The 25770-nt window shown below is 67.4% G+C and carries 24 protein-coding genes and 6 pseudogenes; 11 read left to right on the top strand and 19 right to left on the bottom strand.

Going from position 1 to position 25770, the window contains the following annotated elements:
* The first annotated feature begins 99 nt into the window (after positions 1–99).
* Positions 100–258 (top strand): hypothetical protein, encoded by a 159-nt coding sequence (locus OOK31_RS39210; RefSeq protein ID WP_267091838.1) that lies wholly within the window; start codon positions 100–102, stop codon positions 256–258.
* A 403-nt stretch (positions 259–661) separates the two neighbouring features.
* On the opposite strand, the gene OOK31_RS39205 is transcribed toward OOK31_RS39210, so the two are convergent.
* Positions 662–742: a DUF6207 family protein gene (locus tag OOK31_RS39205; protein WP_267091852.1), complete on the bottom strand. Its 81-nt coding sequence runs from the start codon at positions 740–742 to the stop codon at positions 662–664.
* A 135-nt stretch (positions 743–877) separates the two neighbouring features.
* Here OOK31_RS39205 and OOK31_RS39200 point away from each other — a divergent pair, with 135 nt between their 5' ends.
* The gene (locus tag OOK31_RS39200) at positions 878–1273 is read left to right on the top strand and encodes an Imm7 family immunity protein (protein WP_267091839.1); all 396 of its coding nucleotides are present in this window, start codon (positions 878–880) and stop codon (positions 1271–1273) included.
* 95 nt (positions 1274–1368) lie between these two features.
* On the opposite strand, the gene OOK31_RS39195 is transcribed toward OOK31_RS39200, so the two are convergent.
* The 4 genes and pseudogenes from OOK31_RS39195 to OOK31_RS39180 all read right to left on the bottom strand — a co-directional run.
* A complete protein-coding gene (locus tag OOK31_RS39195; RefSeq protein ID WP_267091840.1) occupies positions 1369–2142 on the bottom strand; it encodes a transposase in 774 nt (257 codons plus the stop codon).
* Entirely contained in the window at positions 2126–2440 is a 315-nt protein-coding gene (locus OOK31_RS39190; RefSeq protein ID WP_267091841.1) for a hypothetical protein, read from the bottom strand. Before OOK31_RS39190 ends, OOK31_RS39195 begins: the two co-directional genes overlap by 17 nt.
* 447 nt (positions 2441–2887) lie before the next feature.
* Positions 2888–3349 carry a DUF6086 family protein gene (locus tag OOK31_RS39185; protein WP_267091842.1) on the bottom strand — a complete coding sequence of 154 codons (462 nt, stop codon included), beginning with the start codon at positions 3347–3349 and terminating at the stop codon, positions 2888–2890.
* Between the two features lie 97 nt (positions 3350–3446).
* A pseudogene (locus tag OOK31_RS39180) lies at positions 3447–4832 on the bottom strand (NF041680 family putative transposase); the annotation flags it as partial.
* A gap of 279 nt (positions 4833–5111) precedes the next feature.
* Here OOK31_RS39180 and OOK31_RS39175 point away from each other — a divergent pair.
* Positions 5112–5501, top strand: coding sequence for a hypothetical protein (locus tag OOK31_RS39175; protein ID WP_266672085.1), 390 nt, complete (start codon positions 5112–5114; stop codon positions 5499–5501).
* 54 nt (positions 5502–5555) lie between these two features.
* Here OOK31_RS39175 and OOK31_RS39170 read toward each other — a convergent pair.
* From OOK31_RS39170 to OOK31_RS39160, 3 genes and pseudogenes are all read right to left on the bottom strand, one after another.
* Positions 5556–6679, bottom strand: a pseudogene (locus tag OOK31_RS39170) (IS630 family transposase).
* A 79-nt stretch (positions 6680–6758) separates the two neighbouring features.
* On the bottom strand, positions 6759–7406 hold the full coding sequence (locus tag OOK31_RS39165) for a hypothetical protein (protein WP_267092212.1): 648 nt from the start codon (positions 7404–7406) through the stop codon (positions 6759–6761).
* A gap of 471 nt (positions 7407–7877) precedes the next feature.
* Entirely contained in the window at positions 7878–8228 is a 351-nt protein-coding gene (locus OOK31_RS39160; protein ID WP_267092211.1) for a hypothetical protein, read from the bottom strand.
* A 177-nt stretch (positions 8229–8405) separates the two neighbouring features.
* Here OOK31_RS39160 and OOK31_RS39155 point away from each other — a divergent pair, with 177 nt between their 5' ends.
* The 3 genes and pseudogenes from OOK31_RS39155 (at position 8406) to OOK31_RS39145 (ending at position 10323) form a co-directional block, all read left to right on the top strand.
* Positions 8406–8819, top strand: a complete 414-nt coding sequence (locus OOK31_RS39155) for a DUF3052 domain-containing protein (RefSeq protein ID WP_267092210.1) — start codon at positions 8406–8408, stop codon at positions 8817–8819.
* Between the two features lie 427 nt (positions 8820–9246).
* The gene (locus tag OOK31_RS39150) at positions 9247–9792 is read left to right on the top strand and encodes an EF-hand domain-containing protein (RefSeq protein ID WP_267092209.1); all 546 of its coding nucleotides are present in this window, start codon (positions 9247–9249) and stop codon (positions 9790–9792) included.
* 281 nt (positions 9793–10073) lie between these two features.
* Positions 10074–10323: pseudogene (locus OOK31_RS39145) on the top strand (hypothetical protein).
* An 8-nt stretch (positions 10324–10331) separates the two neighbouring features.
* Here OOK31_RS39145 and OOK31_RS39140 read toward each other — a convergent pair.
* The 3 genes from OOK31_RS39140 to OOK31_RS39130 all read right to left on the bottom strand — a co-directional run bounded on the left by OOK31_RS39140 (position 10332) and on the right by OOK31_RS39130 (position 13376).
* Entirely contained in the window at positions 10332–11933 is a 1602-nt protein-coding gene (locus OOK31_RS39140; RefSeq protein WP_267092208.1) for an ISL3 family transposase, read from the bottom strand.
* Positions 11934–12097: 164 nt separating this feature from the next.
* The gene (locus tag OOK31_RS39135) at positions 12098–12685 is read right to left on the bottom strand and encodes an SMI1/KNR4 family protein (RefSeq protein ID WP_267092207.1); all 588 of its coding nucleotides are present in this window, start codon (positions 12683–12685) and stop codon (positions 12098–12100) included.
* Between the two features lie 43 nt (positions 12686–12728).
* A complete protein-coding gene (locus OOK31_RS39130) occupies positions 12729–13376 on the bottom strand; it encodes a transposase (protein WP_267092206.1) in 648 nt (215 codons plus the stop codon).
* A gap of 151 nt (positions 13377–13527) precedes the next feature.
* Between OOK31_RS39130 and OOK31_RS39125 the strand changes: the two genes are divergently transcribed.
* Positions 13528–14094 (top strand): hypothetical protein, encoded by a 567-nt coding sequence (locus tag OOK31_RS39125; RefSeq protein ID WP_267013158.1) that lies wholly within the window; start codon positions 13528–13530, stop codon positions 14092–14094.
* Here the strand turns inward: OOK31_RS39125 and OOK31_RS39120 are convergent.
* The 3 genes from OOK31_RS39120 to OOK31_RS39110 all read right to left on the bottom strand — a co-directional run bounded on the left by OOK31_RS39120 (position 14012) and on the right by OOK31_RS39110 (position 16315).
* Positions 14012–14842 carry an IS5 family transposase gene (locus OOK31_RS39120; protein WP_267013159.1) on the bottom strand — a complete coding sequence of 277 codons (831 nt, stop codon included), beginning with the start codon at positions 14840–14842 and terminating at the stop codon, positions 14012–14014. The two genes, OOK31_RS39125 and OOK31_RS39120, sit on opposite strands and share 83 nt — an antisense overlap.
* Positions 14843–15027: 185 nt before the next feature.
* Entirely contained in the window at positions 15028–16038 is a 1011-nt protein-coding gene (locus OOK31_RS39115) for an ISL3 family transposase (RefSeq protein WP_267092205.1), read from the bottom strand.
* Positions 16039–16135: 97 nt separating this feature from the next.
* The gene (locus OOK31_RS39110; RefSeq protein ID WP_267092204.1) at positions 16136–16315 is read right to left on the bottom strand and encodes a hypothetical protein; all 180 of its coding nucleotides are present in this window, start codon (positions 16313–16315) and stop codon (positions 16136–16138) included.
* 287 nt (positions 16316–16602) lie between these two features.
* On the opposite strand from OOK31_RS39110, the gene OOK31_RS39105 reads away from it, so the two are divergent.
* Entirely contained in the window at positions 16603–18189 is a 1587-nt protein-coding gene (locus tag OOK31_RS39105; protein ID WP_267092203.1) for an alpha/beta hydrolase, read from the top strand.
* Between the two features lie 91 nt (positions 18190–18280).
* On the opposite strand, the pseudogene OOK31_RS39100 reads toward OOK31_RS39105, so the two are convergent.
* Positions 18281–18427, bottom strand: a pseudogene (locus OOK31_RS39100) (ATP-binding protein); the annotation flags it as partial.
* A 167-nt stretch (positions 18428–18594) separates the two neighbouring features.
* Here OOK31_RS39100 and OOK31_RS39095 point away from each other — a divergent pair.
* On the top strand, positions 18595–19362 hold the full coding sequence (locus OOK31_RS39095) for a site-specific integrase (RefSeq protein WP_267092202.1): 768 nt from the start codon (positions 18595–18597) through the stop codon (positions 19360–19362).
* A 466-nt stretch (positions 19363–19828) separates the two neighbouring features.
* On the opposite strand, the pseudogene OOK31_RS39090 reads toward OOK31_RS39095, so the two are convergent.
* Positions 19829–20074, bottom strand: a pseudogene (locus OOK31_RS39090) (IS256 family transposase); the annotation flags it as partial.
* Positions 20075–20188: 114 nt separating this feature from the next.
* Here OOK31_RS39090 and OOK31_RS39085 point away from each other — a divergent pair.
* Both OOK31_RS39085 and OOK31_RS39080 read left to right on the top strand, forming a co-directional pair.
* The gene (locus OOK31_RS39085; protein ID WP_267092201.1) at positions 20189–20947 is read left to right on the top strand and encodes a transposase; all 759 of its coding nucleotides are present in this window, start codon (positions 20189–20191) and stop codon (positions 20945–20947) included.
* An 81-nt stretch (positions 20948–21028) separates the two neighbouring features.
* Positions 21029–22660: an ISL3 family transposase gene (locus tag OOK31_RS39080; RefSeq protein ID WP_267092200.1), complete on the top strand. Its 1632-nt coding sequence runs from the start codon at positions 21029–21031 to the stop codon at positions 22658–22660.
* A gap of 695 nt (positions 22661–23355) precedes the next feature.
* Here OOK31_RS39080 and OOK31_RS39075 read toward each other — a convergent pair.
* The 3 genes and pseudogenes from OOK31_RS39075 to OOK31_RS39065 all read right to left on the bottom strand — a co-directional run.
* Complete coding sequence (locus tag OOK31_RS39075) at positions 23356–23520, bottom strand: hypothetical protein (protein WP_267092199.1); 165 nt, start codon at positions 23518–23520, stop codon at positions 23356–23358.
* Between the two features lie 20 nt (positions 23521–23540).
* On the bottom strand, positions 23541–24347 hold the full coding sequence (locus OOK31_RS39070) for a hypothetical protein (RefSeq protein ID WP_267092198.1): 807 nt from the start codon (positions 24345–24347) through the stop codon (positions 23541–23543).
* Between the two features lie 74 nt (positions 24348–24421).
* A pseudogene (locus OOK31_RS39065) lies at positions 24422–25565 on the bottom strand (helicase associated domain-containing protein); the annotation flags it as partial.
* Between the last annotated feature and the right edge of the window lie 205 nt (positions 25566–25770).

Below are 25770 nucleotides of genomic sequence, written 5' to 3'. Positions count from 1 at the left end.
GCCGCAGGACGGGACGCCTTCCCAGGTCGTGGCCGCACCGTCTGGGACACGACGGTCCGGAGCCGGCCGACGCCTCCTTGGGGGCCGTACGACGGAGTCATGAGACGACACCATCACGACAACGCCAGGCTCATGCCGACGTTTCCGGGAGACATGTGGCACGCCCTCGCCTCCCTCCATGGAGCCCACGCCGATCCCGTCGGCAACATCCCACCCCACGACCGCCCCGACGCGTTCCTCTCTCACCCGGCCCGGTGACATTGCCTTCACCGCGCGAGTGGAACTCTCCGGAGGGGAGACGATGGGCCACCTCCACAAACTGATCACCGCCCTCACCCGCGGCAACACCTCCACCTACGAGCTGGGGGCTGCCGCGCCGCCCGGGACCGCGTTGGAGATCATGGCCGGCAAGCGCCACCAGCTCGCCCTCCACAGCGGTCACGTGCTCGGCCTCACCCAGCTCCTGCGTAATGCCGTCGACACCATCGACGCGCACGCCACTTCCGGCGATGGACTGTGCTGCCACTGCCACTGCCACTGCCACTGCCACTGCTACGGCACCGGGCGGGCGCATCCCCTGTGGGAGGTGGAGGCCGAGGAGCCTGGGCAAGCCGTAGGCGACCCTGGGCAAGCCCTTCGTACATGGCTTGCCCAGACTCCCTCATGGGCCGTCCCGTCCCGGGCGCAGGACGTCGGCGTAGATCCGGGCCCGGACGCCGGGCTCGCCGGGATCCCGGCGCACCGGGCCAACGCCCGATGTGGCCCAGCGCTCTGATGGTGCATCTCCAATCTGGCTGTGGTCCACATTTCGTGACGATCACTGACCCGTCCCTGCACTACGTCGGCCCGCTACTAAACACGCCGATAGGCTCCCGTCATGTTCGAATACCACGGCTGGATCACGATCCGCGAGAGCGCCACAGACGACGATGACCCAACCCGGCTCACCGAGATCGTTGAGAGTCTTCGGCACTACATCGACGGGATCGCCAGCCCATACCTTCTCGACCTGCGATGGATGAACGGCGAACCCTTCATCCACATCGGAGGCTTCTCCAACCACCGCACCTCACCCGAGATCCTCGACTTGTTCAGCCGGGTCGGCACGACCGCCCCGGGCTCATACGGCCTCCTCCACCTGCGCGATGACGAAGACCCAGCACATGAGAACGAGGTCCGGGTCTTGAGGCTGGCTCGCGGAACCGTCACCCAACACACCGAACTGTTGCTGTCTCCGTGTATCCCCACGCTCGAAGATCCATTTGCGGGATGAGGCAACAAGCCCGCCCCTGCCGCACGGTTTTCGCCCAATCAGATCCGCGCAGGTCAGCCCAGCGTGATGACAGCGACTTCGATGCGTAAGGACGATCAAGGTAGTTGGGCGAGGACAAGGGTCCGCAGGAGGGGGAATGATGCTCGCCCGTATGACCTGCGTTTGATGAGTTTGATGCGTGTTACCTGGCCCTCGACGACACCGGAGCTCCAGGGCAGGCTGAGGCCGTTGACGACCGCGTCCCAGTCGTGCTGGAGGAACGTGGCGAAGGACTGGATCTGCTTGGGGCCATCAGCCAGGGCCCGAGCCATCCATTGGGCGAGTTCGGAGCCCCGCCGGTCGCGGGCGATGGCGTTGAAGGCGTGTGCGAGCTCGCGGGCGGTTCTCAGATCGGGACAAGATTCCAGGACGCGGTCGAGTTGGGTGCTTTCACGGCTGTTCAGGGTCTCAGGACGGAGCATGATCCAGCTGGTGATCTGGCGCGGGCTCGGGACGAGCACGGGTTCGTCGATGGCGGTGCCGGCTCGCAGGGTTGCGACGTACTTGCGGACGGAGATCTTGCTGCCCGAGTACCCCTGCTCACGCACTTCTCTGAAGAGTTGGGCCGCATTGGTCCCTCCTGTTCGGTATCGCCGCTGGATGTAGGGCTTGAACCGCGCGAGGATTTCGGGCCGGCGGTCGCGCGCGGAGGCCAGGAGGTCGTCGAGTTCGATGCTCGCGTAACGGCGGACCGTCTTGCGGTCGCGGCGGAGATCGCGGCTGATGGCACTGAGGTTGTCACCGCGGAGGAGCCTGTCGTGGACGTCCTTGTGGCGCTGCCGGACCCGGGCAAGGATCTGGCTGTCCGGCGGATCACTCGCGGGGGGCATGGGTGTATCCGTATGTGAGGCTGGTGAGGATGCCGGTGAGGGCGATCCCGGCCGCCCATCCCACTACGGTGAGTCCGAAGCCGAGACCGATGTACGCCCAGAACAGGGCGGGGCCGGCCACGGCCGCGATGGCCAGGAACACCGGGTAGTCGATGTCCCGGCCGCCGAGGAACTCCGTGAGCTGAGGGACGGAGATGAAGGCCCATAAGCCCATGTAGGCAACGGCGATGACGACGGCGACGGTCGTGAGCACACGGGCAGCACGGGTGGTCGGAGGGGTGTTCGCGGCGTCGGTCATGAGGCGGTGGGCTCCTTCTCCTACGGCGAGCAGGGCAGTCGGCCCCGATCCGGTATAGCCGACGGGGACCACAGGGGTGCGTGCTTCCCGGCAAGGCTCCCCGGGGCCGGTGAGGAACAAGCAACTCGAAGCGGTGACGCGGCACCGGCGACTGCAACGCTGACCTGTGACAGCGAAGTTGGACGGATTGCCACCGAAGTTGGACCAACGCTGTTTAGCGACGAGAAAGTTGGACCGATTGGGGTGGGTGCATGCTCGGTGCGGGTGCCTCGCTGGGGTGCTTCGCGGGGTTTTAGTATGTGATCGTGTGGCTGGCTGCTACCGTCGCGGGTGACGAGCCCGCCGAGGTGCGCGGGCGTTGACCTTGTCGTTTAACTTCCGTCGCGCGTAGGGGATGGCGGCCCTCGTAGGTTTCTTCGGCGAGCCACCGTGTCATTCACGGGGTCGTCAGTCCTCCGCCCACATTCCGCGTCTGTAGAGGTCGTGGCTGTCCAGTAGGCCTGCTTCACGCTCTGGAGTGCGGGTGATGGTCCCGCCGCCGTTCTCCAGCATCACGATCGAGGCGAGCAACATGCCACGCATCAGGTCGTGCATGATGAAGTTGTTGGTGGAGCAACAGGTGTCGTAGACCCGCTGTGTGAATGCCTGGAACGTCTGGATGTCGACGTCGGCACCGCCGCGTTCGTTTGGTGTCACTCCGGTAGGCAGTCCCAGCAGGTGACCGGCACTATGCGCGATGGACACGTAAATCTGGCCCACTCGCAGTGCTGGGTCCCAGATGGTCTTGGTCCTGTTTTCCGTCTCAAATGGGTAACTCAGGGGTCGTTCCTCAGATGGGTCCAGGAAGTCTGGATGCTGTTGTGGTCCAGCCAGTGACCGTATCAATCGTCGGACTCGACGCTTCGGCATTTTGATCCGCATCGGAGCTGCCGCCACGTCGGGGTTTGGTGCCGACCTTGTGGTGGGCGGGCCGGATGTAGGGCTTGCCGGTGGCAAGGACGCGCCCGACGTCGTAGCGGGTAGCGGGCTGTCGGTTCTTCGACCCGACCGGGCGACCAGGGCCGGGGCGGGTGGGTTTTGGTGTACCGGCTGGCGTGCCCGTCTTCGCGTGCAGGTTCCTGAACCCTCGGCGGACCCGGGCGGGGGTGATCCTGTTCGGTTCCAAGGGTCGTTCCCAGGGGCGTCGGAGGTCACGTGCGAGAGGGCGAGCCAGGCGGAGCTGAGCGTGTGCGGCCAGGACCAGCCAGGTCCAGCGGTCGGCCGCCGCCGAGTCCCGCAGCTTCGGCCTGGTCCAGCCGAGCGTCTGCTTGAGCAGCCGAAAGGTGTGCTCCACATCGAAGCGGCGCAAGAACGCCTGCCAGCACCGATCGACGTCGGCCGGGCCGGCGCCGATGCCCGACCACCACAGCCAGACGGGCTTGTTCACCCCGCCACTGGGCAGCCTCTCGACCGCCAGGCGGATTACGGTGCCCTCGATGATGGGCAACGGTCCCTCATGGTGGAGCCATGCTGCCCTCCGGGTCAGCCGGGGGTGCAGTCGATCCCATGCCTGCGCGGTCGCGGTCCCGTACCGGTTGGTGTTGGTGATGGTCACCGCGGTGACCTCTCCCCAGGTCCCGGGTCGGCCGAAGACGAACTCGCCGCCGTGCTTGGGCGGGCGGCCGCCCTGCGGCGGGCAGATCCACGGCACCGGAACGGGCTTGCGCAGCACCCGGTCCGAGCGGAGCCGGCCCAGCACCTCCACGGGCAGGTCGGCCACCAGGTGGGCGATGCGGGGAGCGTCGTAGCCCGCGTCCAGCACGACCAGGACCTGCGGGTCCCCCTCCCGCCACTGGCTGGCCTCCACGAGACGTTGGACGACGTCGCGGATCTGGTCGGCGGTGACCGCGGCCAAGTCGGCACCTGGCTCCAGCCGGATCACGTCCAGCAGTGCGGTCCATGAGGTCCGGCCGGTCTCCAGGGCGGCGACGATCGAGTACGGCCAGCCGGGCACCATCTGATGCTTGCCCAGACCCCGACCGAAGGTATGACAGAAAGACCTGTCCGAGGAAGTATCGGCGTCCGGCCGCAACCAGGGGGAGACGTCCAAGGCCAGCACCAGCCGACCGTCGCCGGCTCGGGGAAGCGGGACACCGACCAGTGCTCGCCGCAGCCGGGCGACGTTGATCCGACCGTGGTTGATCCCCGAGTACAAGGCCCCGTGCCCGCGCCGATGCTCGGGAGCGAGCGCAAGGTCCACGAGGGTGCGGACCGGACCGTCGGTGCACAGCAACGCGTCGCACAACTCGAACAGGGCGTCGCTCCGGGCAGTCAGGCAGGCGTACAACTCCGAGCGGAACTCCGTCACCACCGTCAACGGGTCTCGCTCAACCTTGTGCTCGACCAGTCCCACGATCCCGGCCTCCGTACTGCGCTGTCGCTCAACACAGGATCGACCCGCGGCCCCTCACGCAGCTGGTGAACCGGGAAAACTCCGAACAAGTTCGACCCGCGTTCGATGCCGGACCATAAACGACAAGCTGAGGCGAGAGTGGGCGGAAGCGGTGCCGTCGTTGATGGCCGCGTTGCAGGCCAGAGCAGACAAGGCCCAGATGTGGGCCGGGCGGGACGGCGGCTGCGGGCCCACCGGATTTCCGGGCGGTCAGGCCGTCATGCTACCTAGGATTGACCCATGACTAGTCGACGTCAGCTGATACTTCGCCTGTCACTGCCCCTGCCCCTGCTGTTGGCGTCCACGCTCTCCCTGGCGGCCTGCAGCTCGACGCCCTCCAAGGCCACGGTGGCGGCGCGCGAGTTTGCCAAGTCCGCCTGCGCCTCCCTGCAGCAGCTGACCGACCACCTTGCCCGCCCCCGGCCGTCAAATCTGACTGACCCCTACTACCAGACCGCCGAGCAGTACCTGAACACGGCGACCAACCGCGCCGCCGACGCGGCTCAACAGGACCACGGCTACCAGGAGTTCGCCGACACCCTGCACCGGGCGGCCGAGACCTGGCAGGTCACCTTCACGCTGGACGAGGCCGAGCCGCTGATCCAGCAGGCGCGGAAGGAGAAGTGCTGACGCTCTCGACGTGAACCTAGTGCTGTGACCGGGAAGGTTCGCCGGGTTGAGCGGTCAGGCCGCGATGGGTAGGGGTCTGCCGCCCCAGCGGATGCCTCTTTCGCTGCGGATACGGGCGCGTTCGCGTCGTTGGGCGGCGAGGACGTCGGGGTGGCGGGCGTTCTGATTGCGCCAGCGGAGGTAGGCGTGCAGGGCCCGGGTCTGGACGGTGTGGTTGGGGTGGTTCGAGTTGGCCAGGGTGAACTGCCGTAGCGCGGTCCGAAGTGAGCCTCGATGGGGTTGGCCCAGGAGGCGTAGGTCAGGGTGAAGCACAGCTCGACCTTGTTCTGGGCCGGCCACCTGCGGATTCTCCAGTTCAGGTGGGCGGAGAGGTTGTCGAGGATCACGTAGATCGGGGCGCCGTCCGGGCGGGCCGCCCGGATCGTTCTCAACGCGGCCCAGGTGTGGTCGATGCCTTTGCGGCGCCGGTTGACGCCCCACATCTGGTCGTCGCCGACGGAGTAGCAGCCGTGGAAGCAGGTGATTCCGTGGGTGCGCCGGTAGGTGGCCGGCAGGCGGTCGGGCCGGGTCTGTTCTGCCCAGCAGGAGCCGGCGATGGGGCGAATGCCCAGCGGGCCGAACTCGTCGAACGCGAAGGTGCGGTCGGGTCGTTCGTTGATCGCGTACTCGATCCGGGCCAGCTTGGCGTCGAAGGCCGCATCTGGGGACTCTTTCCAGGTCTTCGTGCGCTGGAAGGAGATCCCGCGGCGGGCGAGTAAGCACCGCAGGGCCTCTCGGCTGATGAGGACGGGGCGGGCACGGTTGCGCCGTAGGTGATCGGCGAGCTTGCGGATCGACCAGCGGGTGAAGGGCTTGCCCAGCACGGTCGGGCGAGTGGTGGCCGTCTGGACGACGAGGTCCTCGTCGTCACGGTCGAGAAGGCGGGGACGGCCTCCCGCCCAGCGAGGGTTAAGGCATGCGAGCCCGATCTCGTTGAAGTTGTGGATCACGTCGCGGACGGTGTCCTGGTCCGCCTGGACCAGGCGGGCTATGACGGGGACCGTGCTGCCGCCGGCCGAAGCCAGGAGCATCATCGCCCGCCGGAACCGCACCGAACTCGTGCTGCCCCGCCGGACGATGTGCTGGAGTTTCTGGCCCTCCTGCTCGGTCAGCCCGCGAACCCGGACCGGTTTGGCCACCCCGCCTCCCCACGCTGATTGGAGAACTCATTTCCAAGCAGCACAACGAGCAACCCGGCGAACCTTCCCGGTCACAGCACTAGAGGAGATCGAGCCGTAGCTGAAGCTGGCAGCCGCCGAAGCGGTCGTCGGTGTCGATGTCGATGGTCACTGCGCGGCTGTTGTCCACAGGGCTGGGGAAGCCAGGGGAGGGGAGGGCGTTTCCGCACTGGCCGCGGTTACCGTCCGAGGAGTAGTCAACGCTGATTCCCATGCGGAAGGGGCTCGACAAGGCGAAGGTGAGCTTGCATCCGCCCGGCCGGTTGTCGGTGTCGATCCGGATGCTGGGGCCGAAGGTCCGGGTCCTCTGGATCGGCATTTGGTGGGTGCCCTGGTTTCCGCACTGGGCAGGGTTCCCGCCAGGGCTGGACTGGAAGGTGTAGGTGACGGACGCGCCGGCCAGATCATCCTCCGGGTCGTAGATGCCGAAGGCGAGTCGGCAACCGCCCGGGCGAGAGTCGGTGTCGAAGCGGATCGCTTCGGTCCAGTTCTCGTCGAGATGCCACTGCTCCCCAGTTCTCCCGCCGCACTGGCCGGCGTTGCCGTCGGCGTTGAACTGGATGCCGATCTCCGGGAAGGCGATGAGCGGAGCATGGGCCTGCGCGTGAGGCGCTGGGAAAATGACCGCCGTGGCCGCAATGGCAACAGCAGCGGAAAGCGTCATCACCTTCTGCGCGATGCGCTTCATGACATCGGTTCCTTTCGGTGGGGAGCGAGATCCGCTCGGAGCGCAGGATTTCCGGTGATGTGGACACTCCAAACCAAAACAGGTAAGCAAAGGCGGGCATGTCACCCGAATGGTCCAGTAGCCAGGTTTCTCGCTCATTACTTACGCCTGAGCCGTCCATGACAGATGTGATGTACCAAGCCGCCGGCTGAGCTGGAGGTACTGGTTCAGGCGGCTTGGGCGAGGTCGGACGCGAGTTCGTGTCATCGAGGTGTGATCGCGGCTGGTCAGAGTCCGCAGGTCCGCAGGTGCGCAGGTGCGCAGGTGCGCAGGTGGGCAGGTGGGCGGTGGGCCGGGCCCGGCTCGCTCGGCCGGCCGGGGGTGCCATTTCCGGCCCTGTGTCCAGTGGTGTCTGGTGTGCGCCGCCGGGGCGCTCATCCATGCTTGTGTGGCTGACCGCCCCGGCTGGCTGGGGTTCTGTTTTCGGTGAGGTCAGCCTGCGGGCGGGGATTTCAGCAGGGTGTGTTGCACCGTGGCCAGGACGCTCGTGGCTCCGTTCATGGCGTTGGGCATGATGCTGGGGACGTCGGCGTTCTCGACGACCAGGAATGTGTCGAATGAGGTCTGGACGATGTCGTCTACCGCGTCCGGCCTCTTGGGGTCGATGAGCGGCTTGTCGCCGCCCAGGGACAGGGGCGGCAAGGCGCTTTCGGCGGCTCCGACCGTGAATCCGACGGCCCCGCGAAGGGGGCCCAACACGATGCCGTCGGCGTGGGCGGGGGATGCCAGGAGCATGGGCGCGGCTGCGAGTACGAGGACTCCGAGCGCGGATTTTGTCTTCACGTGGTGATCAACGGTGCAGTGGAGACGATTGGTCCTTCGATGGCATAGGACAACTGAGCGTCCGGGGGCGGTCGTGTCCCGTTGCCCCGGCCCGGACGAGTCACCCGCGAGCACTCTGGGTGTCTGGTTGGCTACAGGGGGGCGCGGCAGGCGCGTCCGGTGATGCCGGAGGCAGTGATGACCACAGAAGAGCAGACCAGTGTTGCGGGCCGGCTGGGTTTCCAGCCGGGCCAGATCGTCCAGGAGATCGGCTACGACGACGACACCGACCAGGAACTCCGCGAGGCCGTCGAGGAGATCACCGGCCAAGACCTGGTCGACGAAACCTATGACGACGTCGCCGGTGCCGTCCTCGTGTGGTTCCGAGACAACGACGGTGACCTCGCCGACGCCCTGGTCGACGCCATCGGAATGCTCGAAGACGGCGGCGACATCTGGCTGCTCACCCAGAAGACCGGACGGGACGGATACATCGAACCCCGCACCATCAATGAGGCCACGCGGGCCGCCGGCCTCCCCCAGGCCGAGTCCATCAGTGTTGCCAAGGACTGGATCGGCACCCGCTTGATCGCCCCCCAAAAGCCGCGGTAACCGCCCGTGGCTTTGTTCACGAGAACGAGAACGGGTTCTGGCTCACTTTCCGTGGAGGGCTGACTGAGTGTGATGTCAGTGGGGTGTAGTGGGATAGCCGGACTCTGCTGTTGTGACCTGCTGGGAGTCCGCCTTGATGCCCGTGTACTCGTCGTTGACCCACGCCTTGGCCGAGGCTCTGGTCGATGTCGGCCTTGGGGCACAGCAGTCCAGCGGTTATCGGTCAGGACGATCATGGTCGGCTCGCGCGGTGATTGTCTTGAGCACTGGGGTTCGCTGAAAGATCGTTGAGGCGGCTGCTGCCGGACACGCCCACATGCAGGTGACGCTCCCGCCGGATGGGTGAAGGGTGCGCTCGTTGGGTTGCGGACCCATAACGGGCCCGTGATGATCAACACGCCATTTCCCCACACCAAAGGGACGCAACATGACTATTGCGGCGCAAGACGTCATCACCATCAAGCTTGAGCGCAACTTCGATGCCATGGACGCCAACCAGGACGGCTATCTGGACTGGTCGGACTACCAGAAGCTCGCCGACCGCTACATCAAGGCGTACAAGCTGAGCAAGGACGACCGCCGGGCCAGGGCGCTTCACGCCTACTTCCAGACGTACTGGCTGGAGCTGATGCGCCACGCGGGCGCCCAGCAGGACCGGCTCTCGAAGGGCGAGTTCGTCACGGCCAACCGCCTCGCGAGCGTCGACACCAGCCGCCTCAACCTGGCCGACGGTGCCGGGCATGTCCTCTTCGACGTCATCGACGCCGACGAGGACAACCAGATCAGCAAGGACGAGTTCGCCCGCCTCCTGAAGGACGTGTGGCAGATCGACGCGCCGATGGACACGTTTTACCAGCTCGACACCGACGGGGACGGTGCGATCTCACGCATGGAGTTCGTCCGCGCGATCCGTGAGCACTACCTCTCGGACAACCCGGACGCTCCGGGCAGCCTGTTCTTCGGGCATGTCTGAGTGAACACGGGTGAGCCGGCCCGCAACCGTACTCGTTGCGAGGGCCGACTCACCTGGCGAGCGTGGCCGTGACGGTGCGTGCCGGTCCGTCACGGCAGTCCGCAAGTGAGCCCACCCACGGACCTCAACCATTGGGGAAGGCCCCCTGCGGTGGGTTCAGCGCGACCCAAAGCCCGGGCGGAAGTCGGGCTCACCTCGCACCGCAAACTTTCAGCGAACCCCGGTGCTCCAGACAATCACCGCGCTAGCCAGCCATGATCGTTCTCACCGATAGCCGCTGACTGCTGTGCCCCGAGGTCGTCGATGTCCTGTGGCTCGTCGAGCGCAGTGAAGACGAGCAGATGGATCCGGACGACGCCGTCAAGGTCATGGAGGGCGTCGCTCACTTGGTGAGCAAGTTGTCGAGCGCACAGCGGAACGAGTTGATCGAACTGCTTGGGACGATGGCCGACGCCGAGTCCGACCCAGCGCGGCGCGAGTTCCTGGAGGGGTTCCCGGAAGGGCTTCGGGCTCCTTGAGGATGGGGTCTGACCTGTGCTTTACGAATAGAGCAGGACGCGTTTGCGGAGAAGGGCGAAGCCGGCCCGGCCGAACATCTGGCGTTTGAGCATCTTGATTCGGTTGACGTGGCCTTCGACGACGCCTGAGCTCCAGGGCAGGGTGAGGCCGGCGATGACCGCATCGCGGTCACGGTCGATGCCTGCGGCGAGTGTGTGGAGGCCGGGGAGGTCGTCTCGCCGGACGGCATCGAGCCACTGCGGCAGCCGTTCGCCCTGGCGCTCAGTGAGCATCTGGCCGAAGGAGCGGACGTGACCGGTGAGGGCCTCCAGTTCAGGGCAGTGGACCAGAACGGCTTTGAGCCGAAGGTGCTCCGTCTCGTTGAGGGTCTCCGGTCGGCGAAGGATCCATCCGGCGACGACGCGGGGTGACGGTGGCCGAGCTGTGACGCAGCCCGGCGAGAGCCGCTTCTCCCGGAAGTAGGCGCGAACCCGCTGGTAGCTGCCCTGGTAGCCGAGCGGCACGATCTCTTCCCACACGGTCCAGGCGTTCGTGCAGCCCTGGTTCCAGCGGTCATCCAGGTAGGGCTTGAAGGCGTCGAGTTTGGACGGCCGGCCCTGCCACTGCCCGTGGAACAGTTCCTCCGGGGTGGCTGCATCGGCCAAGAGTTTGACGGTGCGGGAGGTCATACGGAGTTGGCGGCCGATCGCCCTCCGGCTGAGCCCGGCGGCCAGTAGTTCGTGGACGGTCGCGTGCTTGGCGCGGGTGCGGTCGGCGAACCGGTGTCCTGTGGGCCAGGGTGAGCCGGACGGGTCTTCGAACTTCTCCGGCTCGGGGGCGGACTGGGCCGGATCCGGCGCCAGCACCCGCAGGCATCCACGGTGGTCTGCGACACATCGCTCGGCGGCTTCGCTGAGGTTGTGCCAAAGGTGCCACCGGTCCGCTACCTGCACCGCCTGGGGCGCCCCTGCGGTGGCGCCTTCGGCGAAGAACGGTGCACGATCGCGGCAGGCCACCTCCACCGTGGGCCGTTTCGCGAGCCAAGCGGCCAGGCTGGAAGCCTCGCGGTCGGGCAGTAGGTCCACCGGCCTACGGCTTTCGACGTCGACCAGGACGGTCCCGTAGTGGCGGCCCTTGCGGGTCGCGTACTCATCGACGCCAACCACGCGCGGGGCCGGAGCTTCCGGGTCAGGTAAGGCTTCGACCAGCCTCAGCACGGTGCTGCGGCTGACGGCCACGCCGAAGACTCTCGCCATGCGGGCACCGGCCCGGCCGGCGAGCGCGAGGCCGACCGCGGCCAGCGTCGACCGCAGGCGCTCGGTCCGCCGGCCGTACCGACGGGTCAAGCCCGGCAGCTGTTCGGCGAAGGTCCGCCGCCCGCACGAGATGACCGGGCAGAGGAACCGGCGGACGCGTAAACAGAGAGCGACCCGTCTGCCTCCGCTGGGGACATCAGCGGGAAAGCGCAGGTAGGAGCTGTGGATCCGCCGTGACCGGCTCCCACACCCGGGACAGATGGCCCCAGCCACCGTGCTTCGGGCCTCGATGCGTACAGCCTCGTCGTTCACGGCGACGGACAGCACCGCCACGTCCGCGATCGACGGGAACAGCAACTCCTCCAGCCGGAGCACCACTTCTTCCACGGGCCGAACTGTCAGCCACACCGCACCCGGGACGGGTCAATTCAGGGCAACTTCCCCAGGGCCCATTCGCCCGACAACCGTCACCCAGAGTGCATGCTCCACGGAAAGTGAGCCAGAACCCGAGAACGGTTCTGGCTCACATTCCGTGTAGCTGTTACGGAGAGTCAGATCTTCGGGGCCATGCGATGCCTGTCGGGATGGGCGCGAAGCTGGGGTGAGGTGAGTTCCAGGGCCCGGTTGTCGCGTCCGGCGCTCATGTGGTTGAGCCAGCGTTCGTACCAGTCGAGGAAATCGGTGGCGGAGGAGACGTTGGGGCCCCAGTAGCCGTCGCCGTTGCCGATGAGGACGCGGCCGGTGAGGGGACCGGTCACCGCGATGACGCATACGTCGGTACAGCCCATTTCGATCACGTGGAGGAACAGGTCGCGTTCGTGAGTCCCGGATCCTGTGCCGTTGAAGCTGCGGGGTGCCCCTGGTTCCCCGCGCGGATTCATGACCAGCAGGGAACACCGCTCCAGCGGCATGAGGCCGTAGAACGGCGCCGCGCCTGAGCCGCCGATCTGCGTGAGGAACTGCCGATAGGCATCGGGCAGGACGATGTCGTGCTCGGCCTCAAACGCAGCGACGCGTGCTTCCGCCAGCTTCGGACCGAGGTGAAACTCGTGTTGCTCTTCCCCGAAGGAGTGGCTGCGCAGGGGTTGGAACGGGATCGCGGCCAGCTTGCGACGCAGGCGGGGTATGCGGGGATCCATGATGCATCTTCTCTCGTCCCCGTCACCCTATGGGGGGCGGTGGTCAGCTGGCCAGGAGGACTCTCTTCCGCAGGAGGGCGAAGCCGGCGCGGCCGAACATTTGGCGTTTGAGCATCTTGATCCGGTTGACGTGTCCTTCGACGACGCCGGAACTCCAGGGCAGGGTGAGCCCGGCGATGACGGCATCGCGGTCACGTTCGATGCCCGCGGCGAGGGTGTGGAGGCTGGGGAGGTCGTCGCGCCGGACGGCGTCCAGCCACTGCGGCAGCCGTTCCCCCTGGCGCTCGGTGAGCATCTGGGCGAAGGACCGGACGTGCGTGGTGAGGGCGTCGCGTTCGGGGCATTGGACCAGGACGGCCTTGAGCCGAAGATGGTCGGTCTCTGGGAGGGTCTCGGGGCGCCGGAGGATCCAGCCGGCGACGACGCGGGGTGACGGTGGACGAACTGTGATCGGGTTGGGAGAGGTCCGTTTCTCCCGGAAGTAGGTGCGAACGCGCTGGTAGCTGCCCTGATAGCCGAGTGGCGCGATCTCCTCCCATACCGTCCAGGCGTTGGTGCAGCCCTGGTTCCAGCGGTCATCCAGGTAGGGCTTGAACGCGTCCAGCTTGGACGGCCGACCTTGCCACTGCCCGCGGAACAGGTCCTCCGGGGTAGCAGCGTCGGCGAGGAGCTTGACGGTGCGGGAGGTCATGCGGAGCTGGCGGCCGATCGCCCTCCGACTGAGTGCGTTGTGGCAAAGGGAGTCCCTGTTCGATGAGCAGGGACTTCTTCGTGTGCGGGGCATGACCGGGGCGGGGTAGGGGCAGGCAGCGGACGGCTTGTTATGGATCGAGGAGGGTGCGATGCCGTCGGTGTTGGGGTTGATGGAACAGCGTGAGGCGCGGGCGAGGCAGGATCTGGAGTCCTGGACGGAGGTCCTGGAGCAGGCTCAGGCGGAGGTGGATGCCGCGCGGGAGCGAGTCGAGCGGGCCCGGGTGGGGCGTGAGGAACTCGTGTCGGTGCTGGCCGAGGAGAGCCCCGTGATTACGCCGGTTTCCGTGCCGTCTGGTGGTGAGACGGCTGCCGCCGTGGGATCGAGCGGCCCCGGCGCGGGGCATGGCGAGAGGCCGCCGGTGCGGCGATCGGGCATGGGTGAAGAGGTGCTCAGCGGCCTGTATCGGGAGGTGTTCGCCGCGGTGGTGGCTGCCTCGGGGCCGGTGAACGGAGTGGAGCTGACGCGGGCGGTGGGCCGGGAAGCGGAGATCAAGAACGAGGTGGAGAAGATCCGGCACCGTGCCTACGTGCTGGAGAAGCGGGGCTGGCTGGTGCGGGCGAAGGACGGACGGTTCATGCCCGCGCCCGGGGCAGTCGGCCGGGACGCTTCTCCGGCCAGCGCGGGGCGTCCGCGGCCAGGCGCCGGGACAGCCTGATCACAGCGGCCCACCACACCATCTGGGCGTGGTGGTCGAGGCGGCGTTCGTGGTCGCGGTTGAGGCGGCGTGAGCGGGAGAGCCAGCTCAGCGTTCGCTCCACCACCCACCTGCGGGCCAGCACGACAAATCCGCGGTGTCCGTCGGATCGGCGCACGACCTCGATCCGCACTCCGTGCCGGGCGAACGCCTTGGCCAGGGCAGGGCCCTGGTAGGCGCTGTCGACCCACACCAGTTTCAGCAGCCGGCGCGGCTGGTCCATGAATGTCTCCAGCAGCGCGGGAGCGGCCTTGGAGTCGTGCACATCGGCTGTGGTCACAGTGACCTCCAGGAGCAGGCCCTCGGTGTCGGTCAGGATGTGACGCTTGCGCCCGTCACGTGATTTCCCGCCGTCGTATCCGCGACTTTCCGCACCGACGGTCTCGGAGGCGTCCACCGACTGACTGTCGATGATCCCCGCGGATGGCTCGGCGTTCCGCCCTTCGTGTTCCCTGGCCGTGCGACGCAGCCGTTCATGCAGTTCACGCACGTAGTCGTAGGCCCGCCAGCGGCGGAAGAAGTCGTAAACCGCCCGCCAGTACGGGAAATCGACCGGCAGAGCCATCCACTTCACACCATTGTCGACCAGGTAGCGCACCGCATCGAGTATTTCGCGGTGGCAATACCCCTCGGGACGCCCGCCCTGCTTGAGGAGCCAGGCCGGCACCGGCATCGCGGAACGGACCTCGGCCCACTCCGCATCCGTCATGTCACTCGGATAGCAGGCCGCCCGCCGCCCCGGAACGATCGAACCGAACCGGTGCACGTAGCAGTCACACCCAGGAGTGACCGCGGTGGACGAAGACACAGAGATACTGCTCAACTGATCGGGCAACGGGCTTCCTTGGGCGTGCTGGGTGTCGTAACCGCGTCACTACCATGGGGCCCGTTCTTTCATGCCCACGGTCGCACCCGTACCTCCGTCCAGATGATCACCCGTGCCCGCATGCCTCGAACGAAATCCGGTTTGCCACAACGCACTGAGCCCGCCTGCCAGCAGTTCGTGGACGGTCGCGTGCTTGGCTCGCGTCCGGTCAGCGAAACGATGTCCCGTAGGCCACGGCGAGCCGGACGGGTCTTCGAACTTCTCCGGTTCGGGGCAGTCTGGGCTGGATCTGGCGCCAGCACCCGCAGGCACCCGCGGTGGTCTGCCACGCAACGCTCAGCGGCTTCGCTCAGGTTGTGCCAGAGGTGCCACCTGTCCGCCACCTGCACCGCCTGGGGCGCCCCGGCGGTGGCGCCTTCGGCGAAGAACGGTGCCCGGTCGCGGCAGACCACTTCGACCCCTGGCCTCTTCGCGAGCCAAGCGGCCAGGCTGGAGGCTTCGCGGTCGGGCAGCAGGTCCACCGGACGCCGGCTTTCGACGTCGACCAGGACGGTCCCGTAGTGGCGGCCCTTGCGGGTCGCGTACTCATCGACGCCGACGACGCGCGGGGCGGGAACTTCCGGGTCGGGCAAGGCTTCGACCAGCCGCAGCACCGTGCTGCGGCTGACGGACAAGCCGAAGACTCTCGCCATGCGGGCCCCGGCCCGACCGGCGAGCGCGAGGCCGACCTCGGCCAGCGTCGACCGCAGGCGCTCGGTCCGCCAGCCGTATCGACGAGTCAGCCCCGACATCTGCTCGGCGAAGGTCCGGCGCCCGCAGGAATCGACCGGGCAGGGGAACCGGCGGACGCGTAAACAGAGGACGACCCGTCCGCCCCCACTGGGCACATCAGCGGGAAACCGCAGGTAGGAGCTGTGAATCCGCCGAGACCAGCTCCCGCAGCCAGGACAATCGGACCCGGCCACCGTGCTTCGGGCCTCGATGCGCACCGCCTCATCGTTCACGTCGACCGACAGCACAGCCACATCTGCGATTGACGGGAACAGCAACTCCTCCAGCCGGAGCACCACTTCTTCCACGGGCCGAACTGTCAGCCACACCGCACTGGGGACGGATCATTTTCAGGCAGCTTCCCGAGGTCCTGCCCGCCCGACCAACGTCACTCAGCGTGGTGATTCACGGAATGTGAGCCAGAACCCGGGAAATGACGGCAGTGTCGCTTTCCCGGTGGCCCTCGCTGACCTGTTTCGGAGGGCCCTGTGCGGCTGCAGCCTTCTGCTCGTCGTGCTCGCGCAGCATGCGCATGACGGTCGCGGGGGCTCGATGCTGGCCGAGCTTCTTGCCGGTGCGGATCACGAGGCGGGACTCGTAAGGCAGTGCCGGAGGTGCGGTGGTCCGCTGACCGGGCGAGCTGGGCGGCTGAGACGGCTGCTGGCGAGTTCGAGCGCATGCGGATGCTCGGCGCTCTGCGCGTCCAGCCAGGTGAGAGATGCGGGCGCCATGGTGAGCGTGCCGTTGAGGTTGCGTGACGCAGTGTCAGGTGTGTGTGAGGATCGGCACTCCCGCGTCCGGCGTGGCCTGCCGTGCGTCTGCTCCGGGCTCCGTCCCTTGTTGCCTGAAGGTGCCCAGTGAAGAGATCCGTTATGGCGGCGCTCGCTCTCACCGCGTCGGTTACCACCCTGGCCGTGCCGGTCCCGTCGCAGGCGGACGCGTCCTCCTCTGCCGAACTGGCACGGACCGCGCACCCGGCCTCCCCCCACTCCGAGCCGCTCACCTGGACAGCGTGCGGCGACGAGTCGCATCCGCGCCTGCAGTGTGCTTCGTTGAAGGTACCGCTGGACCACGACCGCCCGCGGGGACGAGAGATCACCCTGGCACTGAACCGGACCCCGCACACGTCCTCGACATTCCAAGGCCCGCTGCTGGTCAACGGTGGATTTGGGAGCGGGCTGAGCCTGGCACGCTTCGTCGCCTCCGCTCTGCCCGAGGACGTGGCCTCGCAGTACGACGTGGTGGGCTTCGATATGCGCGGAATCGGGAGCAGCGATCCGGCGCTGGACTGCAAGCCCGGCTACTTCGACCCCGTGCGCCCCGATTCGGTACCGCACAGCGTCGAGGAGGAGCGGGCCAACATCGAGCGGGCTCACTCCTTTGCGAAGGCGTGCGGCAGCAAGTACGCCGATGTGCTTCCGTACATCAACACCATCAGTATCGCGAAGGACATGGATGTCATCCGGGCGGCGCTTGGCGCGAAGAAGATCAACTACCTCGGTTACTCCTACGGGACCTACCTCGGCGCGGTCTACGCTCGGCTCTTCCCCGAGCGAGTGCGACGCCTAGCACTGGACAGCATCGTCGGCCCGACAGCTGTGTGGCACGACCACAACATCGCGCAGGACTACGCCTTCGACGCCCGCCACAAGGCGTTCGCCGCATGGGTGGCACGACACGACGACGTCTATCACCTGGGCACCGACCCGGCCGAGGTCGAGGCCCTCTGGTACCAGATGCGCGAGGACATGCGCTCGGCGCCCGCAGGCGGCAAGGTGGGGCCGCAAGAGCTGGAGGACACCTACCTGGCCGGCGGCTACAACAACGGCGTCTGGCCCTCCATGGCAGACGCTTTCGCCGCCTACGTCAACGACCGTGACACGACCGGCCTAGCGGACCTCTACGAGGAACTGGGCGCCATCGACTCCGCCGGCGACAACATCTACTCCGTCTACTCCGCGGTGCAGTGCCGCGACGCCCGCTGGCCTCGCGACTGGCGTACCTGGCACCGCGAAACCTCCGAAGTGCACGCCAAGGCACCCTTCCTTGCCTGGAACAATGCCTGGTACAACGCCCCTTGCGCGTTCTGGCCGGTCAAGTCCCTCAAGCCGCTCAACGTGGCCAATGCCAAGATCCCGCCCGCCCTTCTGATCCAGGCAACGGACGACGCCGCCACCCCCTACGAGGGCGCCCTCGAGATGCACCGGCTGCTGCCGGCCTCCCGCCTGGTCGTGGAGGAACACGGCGGCAACCACATCGTCAGCCTTCGCCCCGGCAACCCGTGCATCGACGAGTACCTGGCGAGATATCTGGCCGCCGGCGCTCTGCCACGCGGTGGCCCAGGTCCCGACGCGACCTGCCAGGCGCTGCCCGACCCCGAGCCGACCGACACCCCGGATGCTACGGACCTGACTACCGGTCCCGATGCCGGCGTGCGTGCTGGGCTGGGCCGCCGGTAGACCACCAGGGGCTCGTTCCCGCGACCTTGCTGGCGCCCCCACAGAAGCTACGCATGCGGGCTGCATGAACAAGCTGATCCGGGTGCTCCCGTCAGCTGGCTTCAGCGCGCTCGGCGCGGGCTCGGGTGCTGGCGAGGCGGTAGGAGTCGGTACCTGTTTCGATGATGGTGCCGTTGAAGGTCAGGCGGTCGACGATGGCCGGGCAGAGGCGAGGGTCGGTGAAGGTCTTGGTCCAACCAACTGGGGCTGGCACTTGTTCGCTGCAGCGCATCCGCCCTGCGGCCTGGCCGTATTGGGGTCCTGGGCGCCTCTTTGATTGTCTTGCTGACAGCGCGGTTTTGTAGGCGCTACCTTCATTCGTCAGGTGCGAGGAAGGTGTGCCAGATGGTGGAGTCGCGTCTGCGGGTGATCGAGGGCCGGACGTTGCCCGAGGTCCCTGTTGCCTGGGATCCGTGGCAGTTCCAGGAATTGTGCGTGGAGGCGTTCGTGGCCTCCTGGCGGGCCCGGGGGTTCAGCCCGGTGACGGTCGACAACGACATCGGCCTGCTGGAGCGGACGTTGAAGGCGCTGGGGCGGCCAGCGTGGGATGTCACGCCCGAGGACATCGACCGTGTGGTGGGCGGCCTGGCCGTGGAGGGGCGGGCGCCTTCCACCCGCCGCGGGTACGTCCGGATCTTCAAGGGCTTCCTCCGTTTCCTGCAGGCCCGAAAAGCCGTCGAGATCGAGGCCTCGTTCGGAGTCCGGCTGGTCTGTCCGGTGGACGAGTTCAATGCCTCGCGGCATGTCGGTGACGACTCGCCGGCCCTGCTGCCGCCGCCGACCCCCGAGCGGGTCGAGGAGTTCTTCGAGTTCCTCAAGGCTCGGATCGCCACCGCCCGCAAGCACGCTCCTGCTGCCCGTGACTACGCCTTATTCCAGACGCTGTATCACGCCGGCCTTCGCTCGGAAGAGGCCTCGCTCCTGGACTGCCCCGACGTTCACTTCTCCCGCGGCCCGTTCGGCAAACTCCACGTCCGCTTCGGGAAAGGCGCCCACACCTCCGGTCCCCGCCCGCGCTGGGTTCCCATGCTCGACCAGCTGGACCTGGTCCTGCGCTGGTTCCTCGACGACGTCCGCGGAAAGTTCCCAGACTCGCCCGCACTGTTCGCCGACGAATCCGGCGCCCGGGAGTAATTGTCAATACTTGTGGATCGGTTGACCTCGGTCAGATGTGTGAAGCGTGTCGAGGCAGAGGCACACCGTCCGATCTCCGCGTGAGCTGGTGCGGCGGTGCAACACCTGAAAAGCTGCATTGCATGGGCATAGCAAAAAAGGGAACGCGGGTTATTGTCGTCGGCGGTGAGCGTTATCGCTGGGTAGTCGCGCCCAATGACGAGCCCGGCGTGGCGGTTGTCGTCCTGCATGAGCAAGTCGATGGACAGCGCATAGTGGTGTGGGTTGAGCACGGTGTGGTGATCGCACCGGGGCTGGTTGCAGGAGTCATCCGAGACGCGTTGCTCTACCACTGTTGGGCACCTCGACTACGTCGCAGGCAACTCACATTGCGTTGCCTGGGCAGGAATCCAACCCCTGCAAATCTGAGACTGATCCCTTGGCCGCCCGCGGCTTGAGGGAACAGTTCGTCGACGGTCGAGCTCGGTCAGGCAGCAGCAGGCGCGGGACGTTCGACGAGCAGACCGCGTTCGAAGCGGGCGCCAGCCCTGACCAGGGCGACGAGGTGGGGCGCGTTGACCGCACGCCACCGGTTCTGGGCGGACTCGACGAGTTTGAAGACCATTGCGAGGGCGGCGGCGCGGGAGCCGGCGCCTTTGGTGACCTTGGTCCGCAGCCGGACGGTGGCGAAGGTCGATTCGATGGGGTTGGTGGTCCGCAGGCGGATCCAGTGAGCTTCTTCGGGTTGGCCACCGATCGGGTGATGGGCCGTGAAGCGCAACGAACGAGGCCCCCGAGCTGTTGATCGAGATGTCTGTCGTCTCAATCACGTTGTTCGGGAGCCTCGTTGGTCATCCATCCTGCAGCACTCGACCTGCCGCATGCACTCGTGGAGTGGGTCACCATGCTGGTTGTCGCCCGTGAGGGCGACCGGCGCTGCAAGCTCCGTCCGTCTCAGCGGGCAATGGTGGCACTGGTGTACCTACGAGAGCACACCACTTTGGCGAAGATCGCCGCCGGGTTCGGGATCAGCGAGTCCACCGCCCATGCCTACATCAGCGCGGTCGTCGACCTGCTTGCCGCGCGTGCGCCGGGTCTGCTCAAGACGCTGCGCGAGCATGATCCCGACTTCGTCCTGCTCGACGGCACCCTCGCCGAGTGCGACCGGGTCGGCGACGGCCGGGCCGACTACTCCCACAAACACCGGCGCCACGGCGTGAACGTGCAGGTCGTCACCGACCCCTGCGGCCGGCTGCTGTGGCTCTCGCCCGCCCTGCCGGGCCGCACACACGACCTGACCGCCGCCCGCACCCACCGGATCATCCGGATCTGCGAGCGCCAGGGCGTTCCCATTCTGGCCGACCTCGCCTACCAAGGTGGCGGGCCGTGGCTGACGACCGGCATCAAACGCAAGCCACTCCAGGAACTCACTCCCACCGAAAAGACCCTCAACCGGGCGCTGGCCGCAGCACGAGCGCCCGTTGAACGCGGTGTCGCGATCCTGAAGTCCTGGCGGATCTTCCGCAGGTCCCGGTGCAGCCCCAACCGCATGACGTCAATCGTCAAGGCCATCCTCACGTTGGAGCGGCTGTCGGCGTACACGTGAACGTGGCTCTGGCAAGATTTTCGTAGCCGGAGATCATCTCGGTGACACGGTCGGCCGGTCCCAATAGCGGGCAGCCTGTGAATGTGCTCTGTCGAACTGGCAAGTGTGTTACCGGAGTTGGCGAACGTTCTGGTGGTCTCAGTCGAGGTCTCCGATGCTGTCGTGGCGGTTCATGCCAGCACGAGATCTGGTGTTCCCGCGGGATGTGCGGGATGCGGTCAGCTCAGCGACTGGTGCCATAGCCGCTACGTACGGCGGCTGGCGGACGTCGCTCTTGGGGGCAAGCCTCTGCGCGTCGACTTATCTGTACGCCGCCTGTACTGCGAAAACACGGCGTGCCCGAAGGTGACCTTCGCTGAGCAAGTGCCGGGACTTACCGTGCGTTACCAGCGTCGGACACCACGGTTGCAGGGCCTGGTGGAGGACGTCGGCGTGGTGCTAGCCGGCCGGGGCGGCTCCCGGATGCTGCGGATCTTGAACGTCAGGCTCTCGCGGGTCGCCGTCCTGTCCCAACTGATGCGGGTGCCGCTGCCGCCACTGGTCACGCCCCAGGTGCTGGGGGTCGACGACTTCGCGCTCTACGGCGGCACCTACGGAACTCTCCTGGTCGACGCCACCACCCGGCTCCCGCTCACGCTCTGGGAGGGACGAGACGCGGAACAGCTCGGCCGGTGGCTCCGTGAGCACCCGGGCGTCGAAGTCGCCTGCCGCGACGGCTCGCTCACCTACCGACAGGGCATTGCCGCCGGGGCCCCCGAAGCCGTGCAGGTCAGCGACCGCTTTCACCTCTGGCAGGGCCTGTCCCGCCGCGTTCAGGACATCGCCTCCGCCCACCGCGGCTGCCTGCCCGCAGCCCTGCCCACGGTCAGTGAGAACGATCCCCCACCGATCGAGGAGACCACCGAGAACGCCGCGGCGGACACCCGGGCCGAGCGCCATGCCCAGAGTCTGTTCGAGGCCGTCCAAGCCCTGACCCGCACCGGCCGGAGCCACAGCTCCGTGGCCCGCGAGCTCGGCCTGGACCGCCGCACCGTCGGCAAGTACGCCCGCGCCCGCACCTGGCAGGAGGTAATACGCCGGCCGCCTCGCAAGCCCTCCACGCTGGATCCTTACCTGGACTACCTGCGGCAACGTTGGGACGAAGGACAGCACAGTGCGACAATCCTGCATGAAGAACTCCAGGCCAAGGGATACCTCGGCCACTACCAGCGCGTGAAGATGGCCGTCGCACCACTCAGGCGGGGCCTGCCCCTGGATGAGCCGCGGGAGCGGCCGCCCTCGCCTCGTGAAGCGGCCCGCTGGATCACCACCCACCCGCACCGCCGCAGCCCGCACATCAATGAGCGCCTGCCCCGGCTCCTCGATCATTGCCCCGAACTCAAACTCACCCACGACCTGGTCGGCCGCTTCGCCACCATGGTCGACAACCACGACGCGGCACCCTTGCCAGGCTGGCTGAGCGAGCTCGCCAACAGCGGACTGGCACCACTCGCCGGCCTCGCAGGAGCCCTGCACGAAGACCGACATGCCGTCGCCCAGGGCATCACGACCCCTTACAACTCTGGGGTCAACGAAGGCCGCATCACCGACGTCAAGCTGCAGAAACGCCTCATGGCCGGACGTGCGGGCGTCTCTCTCCTCCGCCACCGCGTCGTCCTGATCGCCCACCTTCGCCGACGCTATGCGGACCCATCGACCGTGTCACCGAGATGATCTCCGGCTACGAAAATCTTGCCAGAGCCAGCTTAGGTCGTACGCCGACATTGGGCATGGCATGGAGATGGTGGAGCAGCTGCCGTTCGGGATGCGGGCCCAGGTTGCGGTGACGTACGTCTGGTGCGCGCAGTGCGGAGCGATGGGTGAGCTTGTCCTCGAGGGCGGGCGGCTGGATCTGGCGCGGCCCGGGCCGGGGATCACGTGTCCGCGAGATGCACCCAGGCGTGAACCTTCCCGAGGCGCTCCGGCTCGTGCCTGACGTCGCCTTCCCGCCGGCGGACTGTTCCGACGTCGCCGAGTGGGTCGCGCAGTACAACGCCCGGAACGCGATGGAGACCTGCGGCCCGCGATAGCGCCCGAGCTGCGCCGTGCGTGGCCCGCGCCGAGCCGGGCGGCGGCGAGGTGTCCGGCGCCCCGTCGGTCCGGCGCTGGCGCCGGGTACCGGCGGGCAGGTCGCCCCGCTGCTCGGCGGGCTGCCGCGGTGACGGCGGCCGGCCGCCGTCAGGAGCCGGTGCGGGGCGGCTGAGCCCGGGTCGGGTGGCGCTACTTGGTGAGGCTGATGGGCTTGCAGTCGGGGGTGGCGCAGACGAGTTCGTTCTGGTCGTCGGGAAGCAGCCGGCTCGTGATCCGCTTCGGGGCAGGGCGTGCCTCGTACTCCGCCAGGATGTTGCCGGATCCGTCGACGACGGTGATCAGGGAGGGGACGATCGTTGCTGCTCGCGCACGGGGTTCGCCAGCTCGGCGTAGAAGTCGACGCGGTCCTTGGCCTGGAGGACCTGGGCGCAGACGGTCAGCAGGCCGGTGCGGGCTCCGGCTCGAGCGGCCGCACCGCCCATGACGATCCAGGTGATCGGCACGCTTAGCTACCCCTGCGTATCTACTTACCCAGCAACGGCCACAAGGCCGCTCCGGTGCCTATCAGCGTGGCGAGCCCGACGACAGCTGCACCGATACGCCTGCCATGGCTCCAAAACGGGCCCTCGTCCGCAGCCTCCTGACCGACACTACTGCTGCCACTGCCGGATGTCTGCGCGGCGGTGACGTTCACTCGAGCCCGGTCTCCGTGCACCACGACGTGCAGAGCATGCTCCATCTGATCGGGCGTGGGTATCTGCTGGTCATCGGGCATAGCTGCGCGCAGCTCGGCAACCAGCTCGACCACCGTGGTGCGCACCTGGTCCGCCAGCCCTCGCAAGGCTGCGGGAGACACGGACCAATAGATGTCCGTGATGCGCTGGAACGAGTTCCCGGACGCCGCGTCCATGAGCCGGGTCAGTTCCAGGCCGCCGGGGATGCTTAGATGCGCGTGTTCCCCACTGGTCTCGCATCGCAGCGCCAACGCCTCCACTTCACTGATGCCATTGCGCAGAGCGACCTCCTCCCTCACCTCGTCCCGGGCAAATTCGGGCAACTCAGAGGGACTGATCCGTTGGCCCCGCACGGAGTTGGGGCCGAGCAGCGCATTCACCTGGATCGGCGCCGGGATCCTTCGGTACCCAGGTAGAGCGTCCGTGGCAACGCCGTCATAGCCACGAAGTTCACGTGTCGCCCACTCCCGAAGCTCAGCGGAACTACTGTGGCCGCCGAGGACCACACATTTGCGCAGGACCGAGGAAAGCGGCTTTGACTCGTCGAGCGCCTCCTGTTCGATCTCGGCCAAGAGTCCGCGCTGTCGTCTGTTCATGACCTCATTGTCCAGTCACCACTGACAACGGCCCCCGCCCAGGACGTGGATCCGGGGCCCGATCGCCGCGGGCACTACTTCGCCCAGTCGGCGCCGAGTTTTGCGAGGGCGGCGAGCTGCTCCTGGCTGAGTTTGTTGCGTCGGGTTTTGGTGTTGGTGATCCATACGCCGAGCTTTACGACCACCGGCTGCGCCTCACCCTTGACCGCGATCTCCTCCCCGTGGGCCCTTGGGACCGGCCGGTGGGCGCCTTCGCGCTCTACCCACTGCGTGAGGGCTGCCAGGCCCCGCTGGAACGCCTGCTGCGTCTTGCTCGGCCCCCTTCCCGCGCGACTGGCTGCTGGGGCGGGAGTGGGCGCCTGGGCGGGTTCCACGCCCAGTGTGGACAGCCGTTCCTGCTGTTCGGGCAGGAGCCGGGCCCAGGTGGTCGGCTGCTTCTGCTGCTGGAGCCATTTGCCGATGTCGTCGCCGTCCATCAGCACGCCGGGAGCGATGTCGGGCAGGGCGCCGTCGGCGTCGACCAGGTCGGCCAGGACGCGGTGGTGTCGCTGCCAGTCCAGGGGCCAGGGGCAGTTCCAGTCCTTGTCGATCGCGGCGAGCTGCGCGGCCCGGCTCGTGGCGGTGTCCTCGTTCTTCCCGAGCCCGTTCTTCGCGCCCTTGCGCCGGAGGTTGGCCATGTACTGCCCGATGGGCACCATCTCGTCGTCCTCGCCCCACATCGCGTCTTGCCGGGGCGCGAGGTGCCCGGTGGCCCGCCGGTAGGACCGGAGCGCGGCGAGCTTGGCCTCCCACGTCTCTTCGCCGGGCTCCCACACCATGCCGGCCGCCGGCGCGTCCAGGAGCGTCTTGCGCCGGTCCTCGAGCTCCCCGGCCCGCAGGGCCTTGCGCTGCTGGTGCACCCACCGGCCGAGCGGGAACGCCTTCGTGACGCCGACCTCGACCTCCACGTCATACGGGACGGCGTAGACGCCGGTGATCTCGTTCTCGGCCCGCCACCGGATCAGGGCCCTGGTAGCCCTCCAGCCACACCAGGGATTCGGGGCGGCAGACGCGGGTGCGCAGGAACGCGGCGATGGTGGCGGCGTCGCGAGGGCTGGAGAAGTGGAGCAGGGCCGACTCTGCGGCGGCGTCGGCGCCGTCCTCCTGGTCCTCGCCCTCGCCGCCGGCGCCGACGATCTGCCCGTCCTCGTTGCGGCGCAGGTGGACCTTGCGCTTCCCCCCGCACTTGCTGCTTGGTGGGCCGGGAACGCCCTTTTTGCCCGGGAGGCTATGCTTCACTGCTCGACCAACGAACCGGGCCTTGACCCTTGCCGGGCGGCGCCTTGGCCAGCATGACCGGCAGGCGGTCATCATGAGAGGCGCAGGCGGAAGAACGGGCATGGCAGGCGGCGCGCGCGCGCGCGCGCGCGCGCGCGCGCGCGCG

The organism is Streptomyces sp. NBC_00249 (assembly GCF_026342355.1).
In the GTDB taxonomy this organism is placed as follows: Bacteria; Actinomycetota; Actinomycetes; order Streptomycetales; family Streptomycetaceae; genus Streptomyces.
The sequence above is the reverse complement of the archived record's forward strand: the minus strand, read 5'-3'. Positions and strand labels throughout refer to the sequence as shown.